General features: G+C 64.7%; 22 protein-coding genes. 17 read left to right on the top strand and 5 right to left on the bottom strand.

Annotated features, from left to right (window positions below; genetic code table 11):
* Positions 1-44: 44 nt before the first annotated feature.
* The 5 genes from FAZ97_RS31380 to FAZ97_RS31360 all read left to right on the top strand — a co-directional run bounded on the left by FAZ97_RS31380 (position 45) and on the right by FAZ97_RS31360 (position 4,547).
* Complete coding sequence (locus FAZ97_RS31380; protein WP_158762678.1) at positions 45-1,415, top strand: Rieske 2Fe-2S domain-containing protein; 1,371 nt, start codon at positions 45-47, stop codon at positions 1,413-1,415.
* Positions 1,412-1,900, top strand: a complete 489-nt coding sequence (gene benB / locus FAZ97_RS31375) for a benzoate 1,2-dioxygenase small subunit (RefSeq protein ID WP_158762677.1) — start codon at positions 1,412-1,414, stop codon at positions 1,898-1,900. Before FAZ97_RS31380 ends, benB begins: the two co-directional genes overlap by 4 nt.
* Positions 1,901-1,952: 52 nt before the next feature.
* Complete coding sequence (gene benC / locus FAZ97_RS31370; RefSeq protein WP_158762676.1) at positions 1,953-2,975, top strand: benzoate 1,2-dioxygenase electron transfer component BenC; 1,023 nt, start codon at positions 1,953-1,955, stop codon at positions 2,973-2,975.
* Complete coding sequence (benD, locus tag FAZ97_RS31365) at positions 2,972-3,748, top strand: benzoate diol dehydrogenase BenD (RefSeq protein ID WP_158762675.1); 777 nt, start codon at positions 2,972-2,974, stop codon at positions 3,746-3,748. The genes benC and benD overlap by 4 nt, the downstream gene beginning before the upstream one ends.
* A gap of 64 nt (positions 3,749-3,812) precedes the next feature.
* Positions 3,813-4,547 carry an ABC transporter substrate-binding protein gene (locus FAZ97_RS31360; RefSeq protein ID WP_158762674.1) on the top strand — a complete coding sequence of 245 codons (735 nt, stop codon included), beginning with the start codon at positions 3,813-3,815 and terminating at the stop codon, positions 4,545-4,547.
* Positions 4,548-4,890: 343 nt separating this feature from the next.
* On the opposite strand, the gene FAZ97_RS31355 is transcribed toward FAZ97_RS31360, so the two are convergent.
* Positions 4,891-5,037 carry a hypothetical protein gene (locus tag FAZ97_RS31355; protein WP_158762673.1) on the bottom strand — a complete coding sequence of 49 codons (147 nt, stop codon included), beginning with the start codon at positions 5,035-5,037 and terminating at the stop codon, positions 4,891-4,893.
* Here FAZ97_RS31355 and FAZ97_RS31350 point away from each other — a divergent pair.
* The 4 genes from FAZ97_RS31350 (at position 5,036) to FAZ97_RS31335 (ending at position 8,882) form a co-directional block, all read left to right on the top strand.
* Entirely contained in the window at positions 5,036-6,196 is a 1,161-nt protein-coding gene (locus tag FAZ97_RS31350; RefSeq protein ID WP_158762672.1) for a porin, read from the top strand. The genes FAZ97_RS31355 and FAZ97_RS31350 overlap by 2 nt on opposite strands.
* A 253-nt stretch (positions 6,197-6,449) precedes the next feature.
* Positions 6,450-6,827 (top strand): MarR family winged helix-turn-helix transcriptional regulator, encoded by a 378-nt coding sequence (locus FAZ97_RS31345; protein ID WP_233271991.1) that lies wholly within the window; start codon positions 6,450-6,452, stop codon positions 6,825-6,827.
* Between the two features lie 55 nt (positions 6,828-6,882).
* Complete coding sequence (locus FAZ97_RS31340; protein WP_158762670.1) at positions 6,883-8,151, top strand: M20 family metallopeptidase; 1,269 nt, start codon at positions 6,883-6,885, stop codon at positions 8,149-8,151.
* Positions 8,148-8,882, top strand: coding sequence for a trimeric intracellular cation channel family protein (locus FAZ97_RS31335; protein ID WP_158762669.1), 735 nt, complete (start codon positions 8,148-8,150; stop codon positions 8,880-8,882). Before FAZ97_RS31340 ends, FAZ97_RS31335 begins: the two co-directional genes overlap by 4 nt.
* A 2-nt stretch (positions 8,883-8,884) precedes the next feature.
* On the opposite strand, the gene FAZ97_RS31330 is transcribed toward FAZ97_RS31335, so the two are convergent.
* On the bottom strand, positions 8,885-9,436 hold the full coding sequence (locus FAZ97_RS31330; protein ID WP_158762668.1) for a cysteine hydrolase family protein: 552 nt from the start codon (positions 9,434-9,436) through the stop codon (positions 8,885-8,887).
* Between the two features lie 385 nt (positions 9,437-9,821).
* Between FAZ97_RS31330 and FAZ97_RS31325 the strand changes: the two genes are divergently transcribed.
* The 4 genes from FAZ97_RS31325 (at position 9,822) to FAZ97_RS31310 (ending at position 16,530) form a co-directional block, all read left to right on the top strand.
* A complete protein-coding gene (locus FAZ97_RS31325; RefSeq protein ID WP_267904760.1) occupies positions 9,822-10,925 on the top strand; it encodes a porin in 1,104 nt (367 codons plus the stop codon).
* A 53-nt stretch (positions 10,926-10,978) separates the two neighbouring features.
* A complete protein-coding gene (locus tag FAZ97_RS31320; RefSeq protein ID WP_158762666.1) occupies positions 10,979-13,498 on the top strand; it encodes a glucose/quinate/shikimate family membrane-bound PQQ-dependent dehydrogenase in 2,520 nt (839 codons plus the stop codon).
* 131 nt (positions 13,499-13,629) lie between these two features.
* On the top strand, positions 13,630-14,667 hold the full coding sequence (locus FAZ97_RS31315; protein ID WP_158762665.1) for a porin: 1,038 nt from the start codon (positions 13,630-13,632) through the stop codon (positions 14,665-14,667).
* A gap of 219 nt (positions 14,668-14,886) precedes the next feature.
* Positions 14,887-16,530: an ABC-F family ATP-binding cassette domain-containing protein gene (locus FAZ97_RS31310; RefSeq protein ID WP_158762664.1), complete on the top strand. Its 1,644-nt coding sequence runs from the start codon at positions 14,887-14,889 to the stop codon at positions 16,528-16,530.
* Between the two features lie 10 nt (positions 16,531-16,540).
* Here the strand turns inward: FAZ97_RS31310 and FAZ97_RS31305 are convergent, their stop codons facing one another.
* Both FAZ97_RS31305 and FAZ97_RS31300 read right to left on the bottom strand, forming a co-directional pair.
* Positions 16,541-16,981 carry a hypothetical protein gene (locus FAZ97_RS31305; RefSeq protein WP_158762663.1) on the bottom strand — a complete coding sequence of 147 codons (441 nt, stop codon included), beginning with the start codon at positions 16,979-16,981 and terminating at the stop codon, positions 16,541-16,543.
* 179 nt (positions 16,982-17,160) lie between these two features.
* Positions 17,161-18,066, bottom strand: a complete 906-nt coding sequence (locus FAZ97_RS31300) for a LysR substrate-binding domain-containing protein (protein ID WP_158762662.1) — start codon at positions 18,064-18,066, stop codon at positions 17,161-17,163.
* Positions 18,067-18,251: 185 nt separating this feature from the next.
* On the opposite strand from FAZ97_RS31300, the gene FAZ97_RS31295 reads away from it, so the two are divergent.
* The 3 genes from FAZ97_RS31295 to FAZ97_RS31285 are packed head-to-tail and all read left to right on the top strand — an operon-like array spanning position 18,252 to position 22,280.
* Positions 18,252-19,670, top strand: a complete 1,419-nt coding sequence (locus FAZ97_RS31295; protein WP_199272228.1) for an MFS transporter — start codon at positions 18,252-18,254, stop codon at positions 19,668-19,670.
* A 16-nt stretch (positions 19,671-19,686) separates the two neighbouring features.
* Positions 19,687-21,162, top strand: coding sequence for a CapA family protein (locus tag FAZ97_RS31290; RefSeq protein ID WP_199272227.1), 1,476 nt, complete (start codon positions 19,687-19,689; stop codon positions 21,160-21,162).
* 11 nt (positions 21,163-21,173) lie between these two features.
* Positions 21,174-22,280, top strand: coding sequence for a M14 family metallopeptidase (locus FAZ97_RS31285; protein WP_158762661.1), 1,107 nt, complete (start codon positions 21,174-21,176; stop codon positions 22,278-22,280).
* A gap of 204 nt (positions 22,281-22,484) precedes the next feature.
* Here the strand turns inward: FAZ97_RS31285 and FAZ97_RS31280 are convergent, their stop codons facing one another.
* Positions 22,485-23,426 (bottom strand): LysR family transcriptional regulator, encoded by a 942-nt coding sequence (locus FAZ97_RS31280; RefSeq protein WP_158762660.1) that lies wholly within the window; start codon positions 23,424-23,426, stop codon positions 22,485-22,487.
* 123 nt (positions 23,427-23,549) lie between these two features.
* Between FAZ97_RS31280 and FAZ97_RS31275 the strand changes: the two genes are divergently transcribed.
* On the top strand, positions 23,550-24,737 hold the full coding sequence (locus FAZ97_RS31275; RefSeq protein WP_158762659.1) for a M20 aminoacylase family protein: 1,188 nt from the start codon (positions 23,550-23,552) through the stop codon (positions 24,735-24,737).
* Positions 24,738-24,775: the final 38 nt, after the last annotated feature.

The following is a 24,775-nucleotide window of genomic DNA, read 5'->3' as shown; positions in this document are numbered from 1 at the left end:
CAGGAACTCCGTACCGCGTGTGGAGTATGCATAGGAGAGCTAATATGTCAGCCATCATCGACAAAGCCAGTGACCTCGATCACCTGCTGTCCACCGCCGTGCAGGACGACAAGCAAAACGGCGTGTTCCGTTGCCGCCGGGACATCTTCACCAACGCCGACCTGTTCGAACTGGAGATGAAATACATCTTCGAGAAGAACTGGGTGTACCTCGCGCACGAAAGCCAGATTCCGGACAACAACGACTACTACACCACGTGGCTCGGTCGTCAGCCGGTCGTCATTACGCGTGACAAGACCGGCTCGCTGAACGCCGTCATCAACGCCTGTGCGCACAAGGGCGCCATGCTTTGCCGCCGCAAGCACGGCAACAAGGGCAGCTTCACGTGTCCGTTCCATGGCTGGACGTTCTCCAACACCGGCAAGCTGCTGAAGGTGAAGGATGAGCGGACCACCGAGTATCCGGTGCAGTTCAACAAAGAGGGTTCGCACGACCTGAAGAAGGTCGCGCGCTTCGAGAACTATCGCGGCTTTCTGTTCGGCAGCCTGAATGCCGACGTGCAGCCGCTCGAAGACTATCTCGGCGAAGCGAAGACCATCATCGACCAGATCGTCGACCAGTCGCCGAACGGCCTCGAAGTGCTGCGCGGCAATTCCTCGTACATATACGACGGCAACTGGAAGATGCAGATGGAGAACGGCTGCGACGGCTATCACGTCAGCACCGTGCACTGGAATTACGCCGCGACCATGGGCCGGCGCAAGGAAGACGGCACCCAGGCCGTGGACGCCAATAGCTGGAGCAAGTCGGTGGCGGGTGTCTATGGCTTCGATCATGGCCATATCCTGCTGTGGACCAACACGATGAACCCGGAAGTGCGCCCGGTGTACAAGCATCGCGAGGAAATCAAGGCGCGCGTGGGTGAAGTGCAGGCGGACTTCATCGTCAATCAGACGAGAAATTTGTGCGTCTACCCGAACGTGTTCCTGATGGACCAGTTCAGCACGCAGATTCGCGTGGTGCGCCCGATCAGCGTGGACAAGACCGAGGTGAACATTTTCTGCTTCGCGCCGAAGGGCGAAAGCGCGGAAGATCGTGCGACGCGCATTCGCCAGTATGAGGACTTCTTCAACGTCACGGGCATGGGCACCGCCGACGACCTCGAAGAGTTCCGCGCCTGCCAGACCGGTTATGCAGGCACCACGGCAATGTGGAACGATCTCTCGCGCGGCGCGCCGCTGTGGGTCGAAGGCGCGGACGAGAACGCGAAGAAAATGGGCATCAAGCCGATCATTTCCGGCGAGCGCAGCGAAGACGAAGGCTTGTTCGTGGTCCAGCACGAGTACTGGGTGCACGCCATGCGCGACGCCCTCGAGCAGGAACGGCATCACGAACAGGCAGGAGCGCAGGCATGAGCAACGATTACCAGACAATCTGCGCCGCGCTGTACCGCGAAGCGCGCCTGCTCGACGATCGTCAGTGGGAAGCATGGCTCGCCTGCTATGCCGAAGACGTCACGTACTGGATGCCCGCGTGGGACGACGATGACCAGCTCACCGACGACCACCAATCGCAGATCTCGCTGATGTACTACCCGGATCGCGGCGGCCTCGAAGACCGCGTGTTTCGCATCAAGACCGAACGCAGTGGCGCCTCGATGCCGGAGCCGCGCACGAGCCACAACGTGACGAATGTGGAAGTGCTGGCGGATCGTGGCGACGAAGTGGAGGTGCGCTACAACTTCCACACGCTCAGTCATCGCTACAAGACCACGGATAGCTTCTTCGGCACGATGTTCGTCACCTTGCGCAAGCGCGGCGACGACTTCCTGATTGCTAGCAAGAAGATCGTGCTGAAGAACGATTACATTCGACAAGTGCTCGACGTTTATCACGTTTGAAGTCTCGATCGACATCGAGGCCCGGTTTCAACATGGGAAAGAAGGAGACACCATGTCCAGCTACAAGATTGCACTGAATTTCGAAGACGGCGTGACCCGTTTCATCGATTGCAAGGCAGGCGAGAAGGTTCTCGACGCAGCGTTTCGCGCGCGGATCAACCTGCCGATGGATTGCTCAGACGGCGTGTGCGGCACCTGCAAGTGCCGCGCGGAAAGCGGCAGCTACGACCTCGGCGAAGACTATATCGAGGACGCGCTGACCGAAGACGAAAAGGACGGCGGTCTCGTGCTCACCTGCCAGATGGTGCCGGAAAGCGATTGCGTGATCGCGATTCCCGCGTCTTCGACGGTGTGCAAAACCGGGCAGAGCACGTTCGCGGCCACGGTGGCGAAGATCGAGCAGCACAACGACGCGGCTGTCGTGCTCGAACTGGACGTCGACGCAACGGGCCCCGTGTTCCTGCCGGGCCAATACGTGAACATTGACGTGCCGGGCAGTGGCCAGCATCGTTCGTATTCCTTCTCTTCCGCGCCGGGCGAATCGAAAATCAGCTTCCTGATCAAGAAGATTCCGGGCGGCGTGATGAGCACCTGGCTCGAAGCCGCACAACCCGGCACGAAGCTCGATTTGACGGGGCCGCTCGGCAGCTTCTATCTGCGCGACGTACAGCGTCCGCTGCTGTTCCTCGCGGGCGGCACGGGCCTGGCACCGTTCCTCTCGATGCTGGAAGTGCTTGCGCGCACCAACGCGCGGCAGAAGGTACACCTCATTTACGGCGTGACGCGCGATCTCGACCTGGTGCTGGTTGAAGCCATCGAGGCCTACGCGGCGAAGCTGCCGAACTTCAGCTTCGCGACCGTCATTGCCGACGCAGATTCGAACCATCCGCGCAAGGGCTGGGTCACGCAGCACATTCCCGCCGACGCCTTGAACGATGGCGACGTCGACGTATATCTGTGCGGGCCGCCGCCGATGGTGGACGCCGTGCGCAAGTATTTCGACGACGAAGGCGTGAAGCCCAACAGCTTCCACTACGAGAAGTTCACCCCCAACGTGGTTCCGAAGGCGGCATGAACATGCAACGATTCGCAGGCAAGGTCGTCGTCGTCACCGGGGCGGCGCAGGGAATTGGCCGCGGCGTCGCGCTGCGCGCGGCGGCCGAAGGCGGCAAGGTCGTGTTCGTCGATCGCGCGGACTTCGTAGCCGAAGTCGCGGCAGAGGCGCAGGGCGCCGAAACGGCGGGATTCGTCGCCGACCTCGAAACGTACGAAGGCGCGAAAGCGGCCATGGATTTCGCCGCGCAACGATTTGGCGGCATCGACATTCTCATCAACGGTGTGGGCGGGGCCATCCGCATGCGTCCGTTCGCGCAATTCGAACCGGCGCAGATCGATGCGGAAATCCGCCGCTCGCTCATGCCCACGCTGTACACGTGTCACGCCGTGCTGCCGCATCTGCTCGAGCGCGGGCGCGGCACCATCGTCAACGTGTCGTCGAACGCCACGCGCGGCATTCGCCGCGTGCCGTATTCGGCGGCGAAGGGCGGCGTGAATGCGCTTACGCAATCGCTGGCGATGGAATACGCGGAGCACAATATCCGCGTGGTCGCCACGGCGCCAGGCGGCACCGAAGCGCCGCCGCGCCGCATTCCGCGCAACGCCGCCGGCGACAGCGAACAGGAAAAGGCCTGGATGGGCGAGGCGGTGCAGCAGGTTACCGAGTCGACGTTCTTCAAGCGCTACGGCAGCCTCGACGAACAGATCGCGCCGATCCTGTTTCTCGCTTCGGACGAGGCGAGCTATATCACCGGTTCGGTGTTGCCCGTTGCCGGGGGCGATACGGGCTGAGTCAGGCGTGCGCAAGGGCGGGGTGCTATGCTCGAAGGACCGTGATCTACGCACCGCCATCCCCATGAATATCGATCCCGCTGTCGTCAAAGCCTTCACGCCTACGGGCACGTTGCGCGCCTCCATCAACCTCGGCAATCCGATACTCGCGAATCGCGACGGGGCGTCGGGCGAGCCGTTCGGCGTTTCCGTCGATCTCGCGCGCGCGTTTGCGCAGCACCTCGGCGTGCCGCTCGAACTCGTCGTGTTCGACGCGGCGGGCAAGTCCGTCGAAGCCGTGAGCGACGATCGCGCCGATTTCGGTTTCTTTGCCGTCGATCCCACGCGCGGCGAGACGATCGCGTTCACCGCGCCTTATGTGTTGATCGAAGGCTTTTATCTGGTGCGCAACGATTCGCCCGTGCAGACCAATGCCGAAGTCGACCAGCCGCATCACCGCGTGGCGGTGGGCAAGGGCAGTGCGTACGATCTTTTCCTCACACGCGAATTGAAGCAAGCAGAGATCGTGCGCGCGCCGACTTCGCCAACCGTCGTGCAGACTTTCCTCGATCAAGGGCTCGAAGTGGCCGCGGGCGTGAAGCAGCAACTCGAAGCCGATGCGGCGAAAGTAGGCGGCTTGCGGCTGCTGGGCGAACGCTTCATGGTGATTCGCCAGGCCATGGGCGTCGCAAAGCGCCGCGGTCCGCAGGCCGCCGAAGTGCTCGGTGCGTTTGTTGAAACGATGAAGGCGTCGGGATTTGTCGCGCAGGCATTGAAGCGTCACGCAATAGCGGGCGCATCGGTTGCGCCGGCCGCTTGAATGAATGACGTCTAGTCAAAAAAGAAAGCGCATTAATACAAGAATCAACACGCTCTGAAGGCCGATTTCCGCGACCATTCTCAATGGGGTTAATCGGCCTTTCTCACTGGCCTTAATGCGCTACGTCGAAAGCATTATGTAATTTGTTCGGCGATATTCACGCCCCGCACATTCCTTGACGCGCGTCGAGCCTTGCCCGGCGCGGTTGTGCCATCGACGCCACGTCGCTCGAATTTCGACACCATTTTTATTTTCTACACCCTATGATGCGGGTGTTCGATTCGCGCCGCACTCGCCGCACGATTTCCATTTCGTCATTGCATTATCAACATCGATGAATTGCTCAATTCGCAATAATCATCGGCGGATAGCTTTTGGCTTTTGAATCTGCACCGAAATGGAATACGCGCGTATGAGATTGCACGTCGATGGTGCCGGCTGCCTGAATTCGATGCATTAACCCACCGCCCAATCCGGAGCTTGAAAACATGAAAAAATCGCTACTCGCCGCGGCCCTCCTGAGCGCCTTTGCCATGTCGGCACACGCGCAAAGCAGCGTGACCCTGTACGGCCTGATCGATACCGGTCTCGTCTACACGAATAACCAGTTCGGCCACAGCAACTGGCAGCTCAACAGCAGCTCCACGCAGAACACGGTATTCGGCCTCAAGGGTTCGGAGGATCTGGGCGGCGGTCTGCATACGATCTTCAAGCTCGAACAAGGCTTCCTGCTCAATAACGGCGCACAGGCGTTTTCGGGCCTCGGCTTCGGCTCGCAAGCCTGGGTCGGCCTGCAAAGCGATCCGTACGGCACGCTCACGTTCGGCCGCCAGTTCGACGTGATGAACGACCTCGTGGGCCCGCTCACGGCGGAATTCAACACGTGGGGCGGCAGCATCGCCGCTCACCCGTTCGAGAACGACAACCTCGCCGCGAACTCGGTGGTCATCAACAACTCCGTCAAGTACGCGAGCCCGACCTGGTACGGCGTGACGTTCGAGACGATGTACTCGTTCAGCAACAAGGCCGGCGACTTCGCGAACAACCGCTCGTACGGCTTCGCCGTTTCGTATAGCCAGGGCCCGCTGAACCTCGCGGCCGGCTACCTGCAGTTCAACAACGCGGGCACGGGCAGCGGCGCGGTCACCACCAGCGACACGAGCGCGAACTTCCTGGCGGAGCGTCAGCGCGTCTGGTCGCTCGGCGGCAACTACACGTACGGTCCCGCCACGGTGGGTCTCGTCTGGAGCCATTCGCAGATCGACAACGTCGCAGGCGTCTACTCGTTCGGCACGGGCACCTATCTCGGCGCGAACGACGACTCCGCTGGCTCCCTCGCCGGTTCGCTGCGTCTCGACAACTTCGAAGCGAACGTGAAATACGCGCTCACGCCCGCATGGAGCGTGTCGGGTGCGTACACGTACACGCATGGCGCGTACAACGGCTCGAGCCCGGGCTGGAACACGGCAATGCTGCAAACGGACTACGCCATCAGCAAGCGTACCGACTTCTACCTGGAAGGCGTGTACCAGAATGTGCACGGCGCACCGGAAGGCTCGGTCCTCTCGCACGCCATGCTCAACACGCTCTCGCCTTCGTCGACCGATACGCAGGTCGCCGTGACCGTGGGCATGCGCCACGCGTTCTAAGTCGGTTAGGCGAGTCTGACTTCGGCGGGCATCTGTCCCCGCCGAACGTTCTCCCCAGCGCGGCGGCTCTCCTCTCACGAGGAGGCCCGCCGCGTTTTCGCATCTGCACCCACGCAATCGTGCTTCCCGTTCCAGATAGTTGAAATTTTCAACTATTTGACTATACTGGCGTCCAGTTCGCGCACTGGAAGGGAGCACGCATTTGTATTCAGATTTCCTCACCTTCAGGCTCGATCAAACGAGCGCCCTGCTAATGGATCGCGCCAACGCGGTCTATCGCGAGCGCTGGGACCTCGACGTGCGCGCCATGCGCGTGCTGCGCATCATTCGGGCCGAGCCGGGCATCACGCCCAAGGCCGTTTCGCAGCGCGCGCTCATCGAAAAAACGCTGCTTTCAAAAACGCTCGGCGAACTCGAGTCGCGCGGCCTGATCGGCCGTGGCGCGCACGCGGCGGACCGGCGCAGTGTCGCGCTGCGCGTCACGCCGGAGGGCGCGAAAGTCGCGAGTGCCTCCGAAAAAGCGGGCTCGAAGCTCGAATCCGAACTCGCCGCCGTGCTTACCGACGAGGAGCGCAAGACGCTCGACCAGCTGCTCGCCAAGCTGGCGCAGAGTTTGATCGAGGGCGTTTGAGATCCCACCTTGTCCATCTGTCGCAGTGAATGAATCAAGCATGAAGGAGTCGTCCATGCCGAATCTGGTCGAAACCGTGGCGCCCGCCATCGGCGCGCTGTTACCCGAGCTCGAAGCAATTTATAAGGATCTGCACCAGCATCCCGAACTCTCGATGCAGGAGTTCCGCACGGCGGCGCTCGTGGCGGAGCGCATGGAAAAGCTCGGTTACGAAGTCTCGCGCGAAGTGGGCGTGACGGGCGTGGTGGCCGTGCTGCGCAACGGCGAGGGGCCGGTCGTGATGTTGCGCGCCGACATGGACGCGCTGCCCATGGCCGAAGCCACCGGCCTGCCGTATGCGAGCACCGTGACCGCCAAAGACGAGGAGGGCGTGCAGGTGGGCGTGGCGCATTCGTGCGGGCATGACTTGCACGTGACCTGGCTGCTCGGCGTGGCGCAGCTCATGGCGGCGCATCGCGACGCATGGAGCGGCACGCTGCTCGCGGTGTTTCAGCCCGGCGAAGAAGTGGGGCGCGGCGCGCGCAGCATGATGGACGACGGCATGATCGAGCGCTTTCCCAAGCCCGACGTGATTCTCGGCCAGCACGTGATGGTGGGCCCGGCGGGCACCGTGGGCTATCGCAGCGGCGCGATCCTCTCGGCGGGCGACAGTCTCAAGGTGAAGCTGTTCGGGCGCGGCTCGCATGGTTCGCAGCCGCAAACCTCGATCGACCCAGTGATCATGGCGGCTTCTACCACGCTGCGTCTGCAGACGATCGTCTCGCGCGAAATCTCCCCGAGCGAGCGCGCGGTGCTCACGGTGGGCTCGCTCCAGGCGGGCACGAAGGAGAACATCATTCCGGACGACGCCACGCTGAAGCTCAACATGCGTACCTTCGACGACGACGTGCGCGAATACATGCTGGGCGCGATCCGGCGCATCTGCTGCGCCGAATGCACGGCCTCGAATGCGCCACGCGAGCCGGAGTTCACGACGCTGTCGAGCTACCCGCTCACGGTGAACGACGACGCCACCACAGCGCGCCTGCGCAAGGCGTTCGAAGCAAGGTTCGGCGAGCGCGCTTACGAAACGCAGCCGGCCGCCGCCAGCGAGGACTTCAGCGTGTTCGGCCGCGAATGGGGCGTGCCGTACGCGTTCTGGTTCATCGGCGGCACCGAGCCCGAGGTCTTCGAGAAAGCGAAGGCGGCGAAGAAGCTTAACGAAATCCCGAGCAACCATTCGCCGAAGTTCGCGCCGGTGCTCGACCCCACGTTGCGCACCGGCCTCGAGGCGATGCTTTGTGCGGCTGGCGCGTGGCTCGGCCGCGAAAGCGAGGCGGCGTGAGCGTGGCAATCGGCGCGCAAGTGGGCGCGCATCTCAACGCTCACACGGCCTATACGGCACTCGACTTGATCGGCACGTTCGCGTTCGCGATCTCCGGCGCGGTGGCCGCGCGGCAGCGGCGCCTCGACCTGTTCGGCATCGTCGTCGTGAGCTTCATGGTGGCGTGCGGCGGCGGCATTATCCGCGATCTGTGTATTGGCGCGGTGCCGCCAGCGGGGCTCGCGAACTGGGCCTATCTTGCGGTGACGTTGCTGGCTACGGGGCTCACCATTGCCGCCTACCCGCAGGTGCGGCGGCTGCGTCACCCCGTGCTGCTGTTCGATGCGATCGGTCTCGGGCTCTTTGCGGTGGCGGGCGCGCAGAAGGCGCTCGCGTATAGCCAGAGCGCGGAACCGGCCATCATCCTTGGCATTGTGAGCGCGGTGGGCGGCGGCGTGATGCGCGACATGCTGCTTTCTCGCGTGCCCGCCATTCTCGACCGCGAGATCTATGCGTCGGCGGCGCTGCTTGGTGCCGCCGTGCAGGTGGGGCTCACGTATGCGGGCTGGTCGACGTTCTGGACGCCGTGGGTGGCCGTGATTTCCTGCGTGGCGTTGCGGTTGGCCTCGCTCTATTTCGGCTGGCGTTTGCCGGTTTTCCACGCTATGCGGCCTGCGCAGCCACATCAGGCGCTGGGCGGCGACGCCGCGAAGCGCACCGGGAAGGCGGATTCGCGGCAAGACGCGCGCTGACTTCAGCCTTCCTGGGCGGAAGTGCCGAACGTAATTTCGCCAGTGTGCACCGCGCGGATCTTTGGGCCGAAGCTGCGGATATTCGAAAGCGTCGCGTTGTGGTGCGCGCGGATCGATGCCGCGTTCGCGTGAGGCTTGTCGTGGGTCGTGTGGGCATCGGCTGCGAGCGTGACCGTGAGGCCGTTCGCGGCGGCGCGCCGCACCGTCGTGTCCACGCAGAATTCGCTCGCATAGCCGCAGATCACGACGCGGCTCACCGCATGCGTGGCGAGCAGGGCGCCTAGACCGGTGCCGAGAAACGAATCGGGCGTGCGCTTGCCAATGAGGTGGTCGCCCGGGTCCGTCGCAAGTGTGGCCGACATCGCCCACGCGTCGGACCCGCGAACGAGCGCCGTCTCGTCCTCGTGTTGTATCAGCACGACCGGCGCGCCCGCTTGCCGTGCGCGCTGCATCAGCGCGTTGATGTTCGCGCTGACCATGGCGATGTCGCCGGGCAGCGGTTCGGTGTCGACGAGTGCCTTCTGAAAATCGATGACAAGCAGCGCAGTGGTCATGGCGGTCGTTCCTGGAAAGCGCTGATTCTAGCGCGTGGCCGTCACCGCTTCTCGAAGCCTTGCAAGGGCAGGCGCTCCGGCACACCGTCATGAAGACTCACTGAAGTCGCACTGAACCGCGCAATGGATCTGCGCCGAGGCATGCGTCGCGCATGGTGCGGCGCGGCACGCAATATGCTCTGCGCCACGGGCGCCGTCGCGCGCGTGCAACTGTGCGTCATTCGCCGTCCAGCCAAAATACGGGATTTTTCACCACGCGCTATGCTTTTTAGTGCGCGATGTGTCCGGCATGGACCCGGCCGCGCCGGCTTGTCTGTACGTCAAACCACGTTACCAGCCCCGGCATGGACCGGACCAGGAAAGAAGACTCCACAAGGGAGCCAACGTGAAAACGACTCTGGGCGCAGTGGTGCTGCTCGCCGCCAGTTCGGCCGCGTGCGCACAATCGAGTGTCACGATGTACGGCCGTGTCGATGGCGGTATCGAATACCTCAATCACATCGCGAACGGCAACGGCGGCAGTTCGAGCCGCTGGAGCGCCGAAGGCGGCGACTGGGGCACCAGCATGTTCGGCCTCAAGGGCACCGAGGATCTGGGCGGCGGCAGCGCCGCGATCTTCAACCTCGAAACGGCCGTACAGATCATGAACGGCACCACAGGCGGTGGCCGGCTCTGGTCGCGCCGCGCGTATGTGGGTTTGAAGAACGATACGTGGGGGCAATTGCAGGCCGGCCGTAATCTCTTCATCGACAGCGACGGCGTGTGGGCATACGATCCGTTCGTGCAGCAGGCGGTGTCGTCGGCCTCGCTCGTGCGCGGCCGCAACTGGCAGCAGACGAGCAACAACGTCGAATATCACAGCCCGGTATGGAACGGCCTCGACGTGCAGGGGCAATATTCGTTCGGTAACCAGCCCGGCAATTTCAATGCCGGCGCCGAAGGCGAGTTTGGCCGCTCGGACGGCATCATGCTCTCCTATCACTCCACGCTTTTCGACTTGCGCGGCATCTACGACGAACTGCGCGATTCGAGCGGGCGCTTCTCCAACATCTTCACGGCCTCGAAAGAATACTTCGTGGGCGGCAACCTGCGCGTGCAGAAGTTCAAGATCCAGGCCGCGTACACGCATTACTCCGCGCCCGATACGCCGCCTGGCATTTCCGATACCGCCGATCACTACTGGCTCGGCGCGACCTACCAGGCCACACCGAAGTGGGCCGTGACGGCCGCGGGTTTCTATATTCACGTAGGCGAGGGCAGCGGCGACGCCTCGCACGACCCCGCGAGTCACGCCATGCTCTACGCGCTCGGCACCACGTATAACCTGAGCGCGCGCACGTTCCTGTACGGCACCGTCGCATACGTGAGCAACAGCAAGAACGGCACGTTCTCCGTGTTCGCCACGCCGCGCGACTCCAGCACGCCGACCAGCCCCATGGCCGGCCAATCGCAAACGGGCGCCTACGTCGGGATGATGCACGTGTTCTGACGCCACGCTTTTTCCGCCATCGCAGACGGCATTCTTCGAGGAAGGTTGAGATCATGGCCAGACATTCGAAACCGCTGGGCTTCATCGGAGTCATCTCCGTGCTGTTCACCTTGCTCACGGCGGTCTATCTGCTGGCTGGCGGCGCGTGGCTCATCTCGCTCGGCGGCTCGCCGTATTACGTCGTGACGGGTGTGCTGCTGCTCGTGTTCGCGTGGCTGCTGTGGCGTGCGAGCCCCTCGGCGTTCGTGCTCTACGCGATCGTGCTGATCGGCACGGCGATATGGGGGCTCTGGGAGTCGGGGCCGGACTTCTGGGCGCTCGTGCCGCGTTCGGGCGTGCTGGTGGTGTTCGGCATCTGGCTGCTCGTGCTCATGAGCTGGCACCTGGAGCGGCCGCGCCAGTTCGGCGTGCTTTCGCTCGTGGTCGGTCTGCTCGTATGGGGCGGCGTGCTCGTGTATGCGCACTTCAACGACCCGCAGCAGATCAATGGATCGCTCGCGGCGGTGAGGAGCACGCCCGCGCCGCACGTCGATGGCATCGAGCCGTCCGAGTGGCCCGCTTATGGACGCGACCAGCAAGGCACGCGCTATTCGCCGCTGCAGCAGATCACGCCCGACAACGTGCACAATCTCCAGGTGGCCTGGACCTTCCGCACCGGCGACACGAAGGGACCCAACGATCCTGTCGAGATCACCAACGAAGTCACGCCGATCAAGATCGGCGACTTGCTTTACCTCTGCTCGCCGCACCAGATCCTGTTCGCGCTCGACGCGCAAACCGGCGAACTCAAATGGAAGTTCGATCCGAAGCTTCAGGCCGATCCCTCGTTCCAGCACGTGACCTGCCGGGGCGTGTCGTTCGTGGATCTTTCGGCGAGTGCTGGTGATGCAGCCGCGGCAGCGCCGGCATCGACGCCTGCTGCCGCATCGGACAGCGCGGCCTCGGCAACCGAAGCGGCGGCGCCCGCAAGCGATGCCGCATCGGCGACAGAAGCGGCCGCGCCGGCGAGCGACACCAAGGGCGTCGCGATGCCTGCCGCCGTGAACGGCGCCTGCACGAAGCGCATCCTGCTGCCCGTGAACGACGGCCACCTTTACGCTCTCGACGCGCTCACGGGCGAGCGCTGCGCAGGCTTCGCCAACAACGGCGACCTCGACCTGCAGCACGCCATGCCGGTCACGACGCCGGGCATGTACGAGCCCACCTCGCCGCCCATCGTCACGAACAAGGTGATCGTCGTGGCGGGCGCCGTGGAGGACAACTTCTCGACGCGCGAACCCTCGGGCGTGATTCGCGGCTTCGACGTGCGCACGGGCGAGTTGCTGTGGGCGTTCGATCCGGGCGCGGCGGACCCGAACAAGATTCCGGGCCCAGGCGAGCACTACACGTGGAATTCACCAAACTCGTGGGCGCCGGCCGCCTACGATGCGAAGCTCGACATCGTTTATCTGCCGATGGGCGTGAAGACGCCGGACATCTGGGGCGGCGACCGCACGCCCGACCTGGAGCGCTACGCAACGGGCCTGCTCGCGCTGCATGCCTCCACCGGCAAGCTCGCCTGGTTCTACCAGACCGTGCACCACGACCTGTGGGACATGGACCAGCCGTCGCAGCCCACGCTCGCCGACATCACCGACAAGGACGGCAAGACCGTGCCGGTGGTCTATGCGCCCGCGAAGACAGGCAACCTGTTCGTGCTCGACCGCCGCACGGGCGCACTCGTCGTGCCCGCGCCCGAAATGCCGGTGCCGCAGGGCGCCGCGCCGGGCGACCACGTCGCGCCCACGCAGCCGTTTTCGCAACTCACGTTCCGGCCGTCGAAGAACCTCACCGACGCCGACATGTGGGGCGCCACCATGTTCGACCAACTCATCTGTCGCGTGATGTTCCACCAGCTGCGCTATGAAGGCACGTTCACGCCGCCCTCGCTGCAAGGCTCGCTCATCTTCCCGGGCAACCTCGGCATGTTCGAGTGGGGCGGCCTCGCCATCGATACCGATCGCCAGATTGCGGTGGCGAACCCGATCGCGCTGCCGTTCGTCTCGCGCCTCATTCCGCGCGGGCCGGGCAATCCGATCGAGCCGGAGCCGGGCGCGAAGGGCAGCGGCACGGAGGCGGGCATCCAGCCGCAGTACGGCGTGCCTTACGGCGTGACGCTCAATCCGTTCATGTCGCCCATTGGCCTGCCGTGCAAGCAGCCGGCGTGGGGCTATATCTCGGCCGTCGATCTCAAGACCAACCAGATCGTCTGGAAAAAGCGCATTGGCACGACGCGTGACAGCTCGCCGATTCCGGTGGCCTTCCGCACCGGCATGCCGATGCTAGGCGGCCCGATGGTGACGGCTGGCGGCGTGATCTTCATCGGCGCGACGGCGGACAACTACATTCGCGCCTTCGACGTGAACAACGGCGACCGGCTCTGGCAAGCACGGCTGCCCGCGGGCGGTCAGGCCACGCCGATGACCTATGCGGTGGGCGACCGCCAGTTCGTCGTGATCGCGGCGGGCGGGCACGGCTCGTTCGGCACGAAGCTCGGCGACTACGTGATTGCCTACGCGCTGCCGAAGCAGTAAGGCACGCGCGAGCCGCCCGGCAGCGCCGGGCGGCCGCGGCTACCGGGTTTTCCACGCGGCGGCGCGCACAGTGCCTGCCGCCTCTCATGCAGCATGCCGCGCACCCGCGTGCGCCTCACCCGTTTTCCTTCATGAATCGAACATTGCGCGCAGCGCGCGCCTGGGCGGTGGTGTCTGCGGCAGCCTTCGCCACGTTGCACACGACGAGCGCACACGCGCAAAGCTCGGTCACGCTGTACGGGGCACTCGACACGAGCATCGAAGTGACGAACCCGGGCGCGGGCTGGGTCGCGCGCATGGACTCGGGTGCGTATCGCGGTTCGCGCTTCGGGCTGCGCGGCGTGGAAGATATCGGCGACGGCATCAAGATCCTGTTCGAGCTGGAAAACGGCTTCGGGTCCAACGACGGCACCTTTGCCGTGGCCAACACGATCTTCAATCGACAGGCATGGATTGGTCTCGGCACACAGTGGGGCACGGTGCGCCTCGGGCGGCAATACTCGCCGATCTACATTCCGTTCAAGGGGCAACTCGACGCGTTCGGCGCGGGCACCATCGCTTCGGGGCTGAACAATCTATCGAAGATCACGCCTTACGAATCGAACGCGATCACGTATCTGTCGCCCGATATCTACGGTTTCTCGACGACGTTGATGGCCTCGCTGCGCGACCCCACCACGGGCAGCAACGGACTCGCCGGCAACATCGAAACGGTCGAGTGGCGGCATGGGCCGTTTCGCATTTCGTATGCGCATCAACAGCAAAACGGCACAGGCGCGCTACGCGCGAATCTCGGCGGCATGTCATACGTACTAGGCCCGGTGACGGGCTTTTTCGCGTATTTCAACGGCGATGGCGGCACGCCGGACAACCACAACAACGGTTTTTCGGTTTCCGCGCGCTATGCGATCACCTCGAATTTTCGCGCTTCGCTGGGCTATGCGTGGGTGCACGACCTCTCGGGCGCAGACAACGACGCCGACCAGTTCAGCGCCGCGTGCGAGTACGACCTCTCAAAGCGCGTGCTGCTTTACGCGAGCGCAGGGTGGCTGCGCAATCGCAACGATGCGACCTTCACATTGCGCGGCGTGAACGTCACCGGGCTGCCGCCATCCTGGCCGGGCGCACCTGTGCGCGGCGTGCAATTTGGCATGATCGACCGCTTTTAAAGGGCTTTTCTGCTTGATCGATCCGCTGGCGGCGTGGCGCATGGCCAACACTGTGGCCGGACGATGGCTTGTGCCAGGCATCTCTCGTTGTTATCATGCGCCTTCCATTTCTGCATACCGGACTCCAGCCAAAGTGGACAACTAAGCTTTCCCCAAACAATGTTTTCGCGCAGCGTCGAACACGCTACGCGAAAGGTTTCATGCATTCGGGAGAAGCTTATGGCTCGAGTCACGCCAGCCGCGACGCTTGTCGCACTCCATCACGTTTCATTCCGGTTCGAAAGCGGCATTACGCTATTCGACTCGCTAGACCTCGTTCTCGATCGCGTGCCCACGGGTGTTGTCGGTCGAAATGGCGTCGGCAAAAGCATGCTCGCGCAACTGATCGCGGGGAGAATCGAGCCGACTTCAGGCAAGATCGATCGGCACGTGCGCGTCGCGTACGCGGCGCAGCAACACCTCGACACGTCACACGATACGCGCACCGTTGCGCAAGTCATGGGAGTCGACGCGCCGCTCGCGGCCTTGGCACGGCTGGAAAACGGGACGGCCGACAGCCGCGATTTCGACGCGATCGGCGAGCGCTGGGATCTCGCAGCGCGCGTGCGTACCGCGCTCGATGCGGCGGGACTCGATCATCTGGAGTCCGACACATTGGCATACTCGCTCAGCGGAGGTGAGCTTGCGCGGGTGACCTTGATTGGCGCGCTGCTGGCCGACGCCAGCCTGCTTGTGCTCGATGAGCCGACCAACCATCTCGACGGCGCTGGCCGCGCGTGGCTGCGCGGCGCGCTTGACGCATGGCGCGGCGGTCTCGTCGTCGTGAGCCACGATCGCGCGGTGCTCGCAGACATGCAGCGCATTGTCGAGGTCACGCCCAAGGGGCTTCGGATCTATGGCGGTGACTATGCCAGTTACCGCATTCAGCGCGATGCGGAACACGAGGCGGCGAAGCGCGCGCTCAGCCATGCGCGTACCGAACGCGAGCGCGCCACGCGCAGGCTCCAGCGCGAACACGACACGATCCAACGGCATGCCGCCGGCACATTGCGCTACGCGAAGACGGCCAATTTATCGTCGATGGCGAAAGAGGGGATCAAAGGTGGCGCGCGCCATGCGATGGGGCAGGTCAGGGCCGAGCAGCGCGAGCACAAGGAGGCGCTTGACGGGCGCGTGACCGGCGCTGCCGCGCGCGTCGAGCCCGAAGCGCCGGTGCTCGTGGCGTTGCCAGGCGCAGAAGTGAGTGCGCGGAGCCAGGTCTTCACGCTGGAAGAGGTCGGGCTGCCGTGGCTCGCACACGTCGATCCGGCCGCCACGCTAAGCTGGTCGTGCAGCGGCCCCGTGCGCGTGGCGCTCAGGGGTCCGAACGGATGCGGAAAGTCGACGCTGCTGCGGCTCATCGCCGGGCAACTCGCGCCGCAGGCGGGGCGCATTGTGACGCATGTCCGCTGTGCCTACCTCGACCAGAAGCTCGCAATGCTCGATCCGGACCGCTCGATCGCCGAACAGCTTGGGTTGCTCGACACACCCCTTGCCGAAGGCGCGTTGCGCAGCCGGCTCGCGCTGTTGCAACTCGACGCCACGCGTGTGACACAACCGTCGCGCTACCTGAGCGGCGGCGAACGCTTGAAGGCCGCGCTCGCCTGTGCGCTCTGGCGCGGCACGCCCGCGCAGATGCTGCTGCTCGATGAACCGACCAACCATCTCGATCTGGAATCCGTGCGCGCGATCGAGAGGGCGCTGGCGGACTTTCCGGGCGCGCTGATCGTGGCCTCGCACGACGCGGATTTCATTGCTGCGCTGGGGCCGACGCATACGATGCAATGGAGCCGCGAGGGATGGCGCTTCGATCCCATAATCTGATTCCGGGTTTCTAGTCGAAGGCCGAGCAGAGGCGCTCGATCGGGACTGCGATCAATATGCAGATCGAAAAAGCGAGACCGAAGGTGAAGGCCACGGAAGTCGTCGCACCGCACCACGCGATAAAGCGCCGTGCGTCGCGCTTTTCCTTCGCGACGTAGGCGATCTTGCGCCAGGCGCGGCCCGCGGCGTAGGTGATGGCGAGCGCGAGCACGAGCGCGCAGACTGAGGCGATGCCGAGGATCCATTGCGTGCCGTGCCAGCCTGGCATTGGATCCCACGTGACGGCGTCGGCGCATGCCGTGGAAATGAGCGTGACGCCGAGCGCCAGATGCAGCACCCAGATGAGCGGGACCGCGCACAGTCCGAGCCAGCCGGCGATGCGCTGCGCGCGCGTGCCTTCTGCATTCGAGCCGGCGCCGGTTGGTTGTCTGGATGTCGGGGCGGACTTCATGGGTTCCTCCTGCGTGGCGCCATGGGGTTTGCGGCGCAGGAGGTATGCCTGAGGTGAATATATTATTTTACATAACATAAATTATCGACTTTTCTGAATGTTCGCAAACATCGCGATTAGCCGCCTCACACCTCGACAATGACCTTCAACGCCTGCGTACTGGCCGCCTGGCGCAACGCTCAGAGCGCCGTCCACTCGTTCTGCGCAACCTCACGGATGCAGCGGATAAAGTACGCTGCGGCACGCGTAAGCAAGCTGTTCTCACGCACGAGCAGGCTCATGCTCAGGCGCGGCAGATTGGCCGCCAGCGGCAGCGCCGTAAAGCGCTGGCGCAGCTCGGGCATGCCGATGGCAAAGAGCGACCAGAAGAACACCACGTCGTTGGCCATCGCCAGGCTGTGAAAAAGCGCCTGCGACGTGCAACGCGTGACGCGTGGCGGTGGCGCGAGCCCCTCCTGCGCAAACAGCTCCACGAGAAAGCGCGGGAACCGTTCGGTGAGGTCGGTGTGAATCCACTCGGCGTGATGCAGTTCCGCCAGCGACAGCGCGTGAGCAAGCGGACTTTCGCGGTGCACCGCGAGTGAAGTCGGCAGCGAAAAAAGTTCTTCATGCTCCACGGGCGCGCCGCCTGCGCTGCCCGTGGCGGCGCCCACGGCGAAGTCGAGGCTTCCGCTGCGAAGCTGCGTAACGAGCTGATCCGAGGTGTATTCGATGAAATCCACCTTCACTTCCGGCCACGCCTGACGAAAGCGCGCGAAGGCGCGCGGCACGATGGTCAGGCCGGCCAGCGGCGTGACGCCTATCGCCAGTTCCCCGTCGCGGCGGCCCTTGAGCTGGTTGATCTCCTCCTGCGCCCGGCGCACTTCGCGCACGATCAGGCGTGCCCGCGCCAGCAGCGCCTGCCCCTCGACGGTGAGCACGACGCCGCGCGCCTGGCGCGTCACGATCAGGATGCCGAGCTCCGCTTCGAGGTCCTTGATGGCCTTGGTAATGGCCGGCTGCGTCAGGTGCAGAGCCCGGGCTGCCCCGTGAAAACTGCCCTGATCGGCCACGGCGACCAGCGCGGTGAGTTGGTGATGCTTCAAGGGGAGCCGCCTTCACTGATAAACACTGGTAATCATTATAAGAATTTTTTGATTGTTGTTTGATATTGGCTCCCGCAGAGTGCGGTCACCTGAGGAAGTCGGTCACGCACTGCTTCGCTCGGGCACGCCGGTTTGGCGCCCAGCGCCGGGACCTTTGTCATCCGTTTCACCGCAACCGCACGCCCATGAAGAAGCCCCCTGCCGAAGCCAACTCCACCGGCGCCGGCCAGCTGGATATCTCCTGTCCCGCGCCGGCCGAGGCAGCCGAGCCGATCGTGCCTGAAAACGCCAACCCGCACGCCAATTCGCACGTCACTTCGTTGCCCCCGCAACCCGGCGCAAGCGGGTCGAGCCCCCGCCGCCGTTACGTCGTCGTTGCGCTGCTCATGATCGTCATGGTCATCGCAGTGCTCGACAAGTCGATTTTCGCCTTCGCCGGTCCGCAGATCATCGACGAGCTCAAGCTCACGCCCGCGCAGTTCGGCTCGATCGGCAGTGCCTTTTTCGTGCTGTATTCGATTTCCGGGCTGCTGGTTGGCTTCGCCGCGAACCGGCTGCCCACACGCTACATCCTCGCCGCGATGTCACTGGTCTGGATGGCCGCGCAGTTGCTCACGGCCCGCAGCAGCGGTTTCGCCATGCTCGTCGGCAGCCGCATGCTGCTCGGCGCGGGCTGCGGGCCGGGTACGGCCGTCACTCAGCACGCGTGCTTCAAATGGTACGCACCGCGCGAGCGTGTCGTGCCGGCGGCGCTGATCCAGGTCGCGATCATGCTCGGCGCCATTGCCGGCGCGCTCATGCTGCCGCTCGTGATCCAGCGCTTCGGCTGGCGCGCCGGTTATCTGCTGCTGGCCGGCGTGAGCCTTGTCTGGCTGCTCGCGTGGATGGCCTATGGCCGCGAAGGCACGCACGACGACGCGGCGCTCACGCCCTCCACAGCCACGGCCCCTTACCGGCGCCTGCTGCTCGATCGCAGCTTCGTGCTCGTGACGCTCGCGGGCTTCTGCAGCTATCTGCCCACGGCGCTGATCTATAGCTGGGTGCCGGTCTATCTCCAGCGCGGCCTCGGGCTCGCGCCCATCCAGTCGGGCTACGTGGTGATGGCCGCGACGCTCGGCGTCATCGTGCTCAATCTCGTGGTCTCCAGCGCTTCGCAGCGCGCGCTCACGCGCGGCGCGCGCGTGCGGCGCGCGCTGGTCGCGCCGCCCATGCTCGCCTGCCTGCTGGGCGGCATCGCCATGGCCGTGCTTGGCTTCGGCTCGCCGGGCCGGGTCGGCACGCTCGCCCTCTTCCTGCTCGGCAGCATCCTCGTCAACCTGCTGCCCGCTTTTGCCAACAGCATCGTGGCGTTTTTCGCGCCGAGCCGTCAGCGCGGCAGCCTGCTCGCGATTCATATCGGCCTGATGACCAGCGCGGGCATGGTCGCGCCGCTGCTGGTCGGCCGCGCCGTCGAGCGTGCGGGCGGCCTGATCGCGCCGGGCTTCGAACTCGTGATCGGCGGCTTTGGCCTCGCCCTCGTTGCGAGCGGCCTGCTGGGCCTGGCGCTGATCGATCCCGAGCGTACGCGCTCGCAACTTCTAACCCGCGATACCCAACCGCGCTGATGCGCACTCCAACAATATGACTCTGCACCAACGCATCAAGGCGCCCCAGCAGCGCCCCGCTTCGCTCGAACTTCAGGCCAGCTGGCGCGAAGCCGACGTGGACGATGGCTTCACCGTCGTCGCCGCGGGCGACATCATCATCACACACGCGATCCGCGCCAAGCTCGCGCGCAAGTCGCCCGAGCTGCTGGAGATCCTCTCGCGCGGCGATGTCGTCGTCGGCAACTACGAAGGCTCGGCGATCGACCTCAAGACCTTCAGCGGACACCCGGAAGCGCAGTCCGGCTTCGCCTGGCTCACGAGCGACCCCGAGTGCCCTGCGGACCTCGCCTCCATCGGCTTCAACCTGATGGCGCGCGCGAACAACCACGCGCTGGACTGGGGCGTGGCTGGCATGAACATGACCGACGGCCTCCTCGATGACGCGGGCATCGTTCACGCCGGCACCGGCGCGAGCCTCGCCGCCGCGCGCGCGCCCGCGTTTCTGAACACGGACAAGGCCCGCGTCGCGCTGATCTCCTACGCGACCACCTTCGAAGGCAACGCGCCCGCCAACGACGGCCTCGGCGCCGTTGCGCCGCGCCCCGGCCTGAACCCGCTGCGCACGACCGCGCACCGCCTCGTCAGCGCCGAGGATTTCGCGGTGCTCAAGCGTCTGAACGATCAGGAAGCCTTCCAGGACCACTTCCTCCTCAAAGCGCTGCACGGCCAGCACAGCGTGCACCTCGGCATGGCGCTGCACTATCGCGTCGATCCCGAAGCGGCCCCGGGGTCGCTGCGCATCGCCCACGAATGCGACAAGCGCGACCAGGCCGACATCGAACGCAACCTGCGCCAGGCCAAGCAGACCAGCGATTTCACGATCGTCGCCCAGCACACGCACGAGCCGGACAATTTCACCACCGAAGTGCCCAGCTATTTGCCGGCGCTCGCGCGCAAGCTGGTGGACGGTGGCGCCGACATGCTGTGCGGCCACGGCCCGCACCAACTGCGCGGCATCGAGATCTACAACGGCAAGCCGCTGCTGTACTCGCTCGGCAACTTCTGCTTCATGGACAACAGCCAGCAGATCGTGCCGCGCGACGAATGGGAAGAGATCGAATGGATGGCGGCGGAGGCCATCGTCGGCCCCAAGGGCGTCACCAACCCCGAGGTCGGCACGCCCGCGGAATTCCTCGAGTGGAAGCGCGTGGTCGGCATTTTCTCCGAGCCGATCTGGTTCGAGAGCGTCGTGGCCGAATGCCGATTCCATGCCGACGGCCGCCTCAAGGCGCTCCTGCTTCATCCGATCGAACTCGGTTTTGGCGGCCGCGACGCCGAGCGGGGCATTCCGCGTCTCGCATTCGACACGGCGGAGAATAACGGCCAGGCGCGCCGCATCCTCGAGCGGCTGCAGGCGCTTTCCAGCGAGTTCGGCACGCAGATCGAGATCGACACCGTGACGATTGGCGAACGCACGAGCAGCGTCGGTCGCGTACGCTTGGGTGGCTGATGCGCGCGATCATGGACCCCAGCAGTTTCTCGCGCAGCTACGTAGAGGCGCGCAAACGCTTCCTTGCCGCCTGCGCCGCAGCCGGCCTCGCGGTGCAGCACCACATTCACCCCATGGTCGGCCGTTACGGCGAGGAACTCGCCATCGACGTCGCGCGTATGGGCGCGCCCGATGCGGCCAACCTGCTCGTGATCAGCAGCGGCTGCCACGGCATTGAAGGGTTCTGCGGCTCGGGCGTGCAACTCGATCGGCTGCGCGACGCCGACTGGCTGCAGCGGTGCAAACGGGGCGACCTGGCCGTGCTTTACCTCCACGCGCTGAACCCGTTTGGGTTCTCGTGGGAGCGCCGCGTGACGCACGAGAACGTCGACCTCAATCGCAATTTCCGAGATTTCGGCGCAGCGCCTGAAGAGAACAGCGGCTATCGCGAGATCGCCCCGCTACTCGTGCCGCGGCGTTGTCCGCCCACGCTGGCCAGCACGCTCGGCCTCATCGGGTATGCATTGCGGCATGGCCGGCGCAAGCTTCAAACGGCCATTTCCGCCGGCCAGCAGGTCGACCCACAAGGGCTGTTCTACGTGGGCGATGCGCCGACATGGAGCCATCTGCGCATTCGCGAGATCCTGCGCGAGCATGCACAACAGTGCCGCCGCATCGCCTGGATCGACGTGCATACCGGCCTCGGTCCTGCCGGCGTTGGCGAGCGCATCTACAAGGGACAGCAAGATACGGCGTCGATCGCGCGCGCACGCCAGTGGTGGGGAGACGTGACAAGCAGCGAGGAAGGGAACTCCAGTTCGACCGTCGTCGGCGGAACGCTGGATCTTGCCGTGATGAGCGAGTGTCCGCAGGCCGAGTACAACGGGCTCACGCTCGAATACGGCACGCTGCCCGGACGTCAGGTGCTGGAGGCCCTGCGTGCGGAGCAGTGGCTTTACCAGCACCCCGGGGCCGATATCGAGCGCTCACAGGCCATCAAAAAGCGGCTTCGCGCCGCGTTCTATGTCGAGACCGACGACTGGAAACGCAGCGTGCTCGCCCAGGCGCGCGAGGTGCTGGACCAGAGCCTGGCGGGACTCGGCACGCCTTTGCCGCAAGCACGAGCGCAAGCGGCTTGACGTCAAGCGAGGTCACAGGCGCGTGGGGTTGAGACCGCATCGCCCCGGCCTCGCACGCTCACCTCTTCCAAATGGCCAGCAGCCCGCGCGCGTAGCGGCGGGCTGCTTTCGCGCGTTCAAGCGCAAGACACACATCCAGTCCGCCAAACGGCGCCCCTCTCCCTCGAATCGCCTCGAACCGCCTCGCCGTGCCTCCCGGCGCGCTCAATCGGCGGATGCGAAACGGCCCGTGCGAGGTTGCCCCATGCGTTGCGCGGTGACATCGAGAATACAGTCGACGAAGTATTCGGCGGGCCGCGTGAGCTGCGCCTCGGGTGCGGAGAACAAATAAAGCTGCAACGAGGGCGGCCGCTCCTCCACCTTCAGTTCGACGAACGCGCGGCCCAGTTCGGCCTCTTCGAGCGAATGGCGCGTCCACGCGAACACGGCGTCGGAGCGCACCGTGAGGCCGTAAAAAAGGCCGTAGGACGTGCAACGCGTAACCCGCCGCGGCGGTTCGAGCCCCGCGCGCTCGAACATTGCGTGAATGTAGCCCGGATAGTTGTCGGTGACGTCGGTATGGATCCACTCGGCGTCCTGCAACTGGGCCAGCGAAGAAGCCCGCGCGAACGGACCGTTCGCGCGCGTGACAAATACCGCATCGAACGCAAGGAGCGCTTTGACCTGTGCGCCGTCTTCCCCCGGATTCACCGGATTCACGGGAAACGCCGCAAATGCCAGATCGACTGCCCGATTACGTAGTTGCTCGCGCAACTGGTTCAGGCCGAGCTCGACGAATTCGATCGTGACATGGGGCCAGCGCCGGCGGAATTCGACAAACGCCTCGGCAAGGCCAGCGGTGCCCGCAATGGGCGACACCCCGATCACGAGCCGGCCTTCGCGCCGCCCCTTCATGTGGGCCAGATCCTCTTCGGCGCGCTCCATTTCGCGCACTACGGTGCGCGCACGTTGCAGCAGTGCAACACCCTCCGGTGTTGGGACCACACCCCATGGATTGCGGTCGAACAGGCGCACGCCGAATTCGTCTTCCAGCTCGCGGATCGCTTTTGTCACAGCGGGTTGCGTGACATGAAGGCGGTATGCAGCGCCCTTGAGCGTGCCCGTTGCGGCGACTTCAACGAGCGCGCGAAGCTGATGAATTTTCATGATGCGGGGGATATTACCATTGGTAATAGACATTCCAATTATTGTTTTTTTATTTCGACCGATCGTCCTTAGGCTCTGCGTCTGAATGCCGTCGCACTGAACGGCTACGGGGGAAACGATTTCATGACGCAGCACTACGCCACCCTGCTCGCGGCCCTCCGCGAGTCGGAACCGAAGTTCATCTCAATCCGCCGCGACATCCATGCGCATCCCGAACTCGGCTTCGCGGAAACGCGCACCGCCGGCATCGTCGCGGAGCAACTCGCGCAGTGGGGCTACGAGGTCACGACGGAAATCGGGGGCACAGGCGTGGTCGGGCGGCTCAAGCGCGGCCATTCCAGCCGCGCAATCGGGCTGCGCGCCGACATGGACGCCCTGCCGATCGAGGAAGCGACCGGCCTGCCCTACACCAGCACCGTCGCCCAGACGATGCACGCTTGCGGCCATGACGGCCACACCGCGATCCTGCTCGCCGCCGCGCATCATCTCGCGACGCAGGGACAGTTCGACGGCACGCTCAACCTGATTTTCCAGCCCGCCGAAGAAGGTCTCGGCGGCGCCACGCGCATGATCGAAGACGGCCTCTTCACGCGCTTTCCCTGCGACCAGGTGTTCGCGCTGCACAACGCGCCCGGCCTGCCCGTGGGCCAGTTCGCGGTGCGCCACGGCTGCATGCTGGCCTCGTCGGACAGCGTGACGATCACCGTGACGGGCCGCGGCGGCCACGGCGCCATGCCGCATCTCGCGAGCGACCCGGTCGTTGCGGCCGCAAGCATCGTGATGGCGCTGCAAACCATCGTCGCGCGCAACATCGAGCCCACGCACGCGGCGGTGGTGACCGTCGGCTCGATCCAGGGCGGCAAGGCCGGCAACGTGATACCGGAGACCGTCACGTTGCAGCTTTCCGTACGCGCGCTCGACAGCGAGACGCGCAACACGCTGGAAGCGCGCATTCGCAGCATTGCCGACCTGCAGGCGCAGACGTATGGCGCCACGGCGAGCGTGGACTACCGCGCGATCTCGCGTCCGCTCGTCAACGACCGCGCGGCCACGGAGCTTGCGATCGAAACCATCGAGGCGCTGGCGGGCAAGGCGGCATTGACCATGCTGCCCGACGCCATCATGGGCAGCGAGGACTTCTCGTGGATGTCCGAACACCTGCCGGGCTGCTACGTGCTGCTTGGCAACGGCACCGGCCAAACCGGCGGCTGCCTCGTCCACAACCCGGCTTACGACTTCAACGACGCGGCGCTCAGTTGGGGCGCGGCGTGGTTCGTCGCGCTGACCGAGCGTTATTTGCGCACCGAATGACCCCAAGCCAGCCCGGCGGCGGACCGCGAACCCGTCAC

Origin of the sequence: Paraburkholderia acidiphila, assembly GCF_009789655.1 — a bacterium.
In the GTDB taxonomy this organism is placed as follows: Bacteria; Pseudomonadota; Gammaproteobacteria; order Burkholderiales; family Burkholderiaceae; genus Paraburkholderia; species Paraburkholderia acidiphila.
Note: the sequence above shows the minus strand (reverse complement) of the source record. Positions and strands in the feature narration are given on the sequence as shown.

Excerpts from the sequence above, each read along its gene's own strand:
- benB (WP_158762677.1), top strand. The coding sequence starts at position 1,412 with ATGAGCAACGATTACCAGACAATCTGCGCCGCGCTGTACCGCGAAGCG.
- FAZ97_RS31310 (WP_158762664.1), top strand. The coding sequence starts at position 14,887 with ATGGCTCGAGTCACGCCAGCCGCGACGCTTGTCGCACTCCATCACGTT.
- benC (WP_158762676.1), top strand. The coding sequence starts at position 1,953 with ATGTCCAGCTACAAGATTGCACTGAATTTCGAAGACGGCGTGACCCGT.
- FAZ97_RS31355 (WP_158762673.1), bottom strand. The coding sequence starts at position 5,037 with ATGTTTTCAAGCTCCGGATTGGGCGGTGGGTTAATGCATCGAATTCAG.
- FAZ97_RS31380 (WP_158762678.1), top strand. The coding sequence starts at position 45 with ATGTCAGCCATCATCGACAAAGCCAGTGACCTCGATCACCTGCTGTCC.
- FAZ97_RS31305 (WP_158762663.1), bottom strand. The coding sequence starts at position 16,981 with ATGAAGTCCGCCCCGACATCCAGACAACCAACCGGCGCCGGCTCGAAT.
- FAZ97_RS31345 (WP_233271991.1), top strand. The coding sequence starts at position 6,450 with ATGGATCGCGCCAACGCGGTCTATCGCGAGCGCTGGGACCTCGACGTG.
- FAZ97_RS31340 (WP_158762670.1), top strand. The coding sequence starts at position 6,883 with ATGCCGAATCTGGTCGAAACCGTGGCGCCCGCCATCGGCGCGCTGTTA.
- FAZ97_RS31350 (WP_158762672.1), top strand. The coding sequence starts at position 5,036 with ATGAAAAAATCGCTACTCGCCGCGGCCCTCCTGAGCGCCTTTGCCATG.
- FAZ97_RS31290 (WP_199272227.1), top strand. The coding sequence starts at position 19,687 with ATGACTCTGCACCAACGCATCAAGGCGCCCCAGCAGCGCCCCGCTTCG.
- FAZ97_RS31315 (WP_158762665.1), top strand. The coding sequence starts at position 13,630 with ATGAATCGAACATTGCGCGCAGCGCGCGCCTGGGCGGTGGTGTCTGCG.
- FAZ97_RS31320 (WP_158762666.1), top strand. The coding sequence starts at position 10,979 with ATGGCCAGACATTCGAAACCGCTGGGCTTCATCGGAGTCATCTCCGTG.
- FAZ97_RS31360 (WP_158762674.1), top strand. The coding sequence starts at position 3,813 with ATGAATATCGATCCCGCTGTCGTCAAAGCCTTCACGCCTACGGGCACG.
- FAZ97_RS31280 (WP_158762660.1), bottom strand. The coding sequence starts at position 23,426 with ATGAAAATTCATCAGCTTCGCGCGCTCGTTGAAGTCGCCGCAACGGGC.
- benD (WP_158762675.1), top strand. The coding sequence starts at position 2,972 with ATGAACATGCAACGATTCGCAGGCAAGGTCGTCGTCGTCACCGGGGCG.
- FAZ97_RS31285 (WP_158762661.1), top strand. The coding sequence starts at position 21,174 with ATGGACCCCAGCAGTTTCTCGCGCAGCTACGTAGAGGCGCGCAAACGC.
- FAZ97_RS31295 (WP_199272228.1), top strand. The coding sequence starts at position 18,252 with ATGAAGAAGCCCCCTGCCGAAGCCAACTCCACCGGCGCCGGCCAGCTG.
- FAZ97_RS31330 (WP_158762668.1), bottom strand. The coding sequence starts at position 9,436 with ATGACCACTGCGCTGCTTGTCATCGATTTTCAGAAGGCACTCGTCGAC.
- FAZ97_RS31275 (WP_158762659.1), top strand. The coding sequence starts at position 23,550 with ATGACGCAGCACTACGCCACCCTGCTCGCGGCCCTCCGCGAGTCGGAA.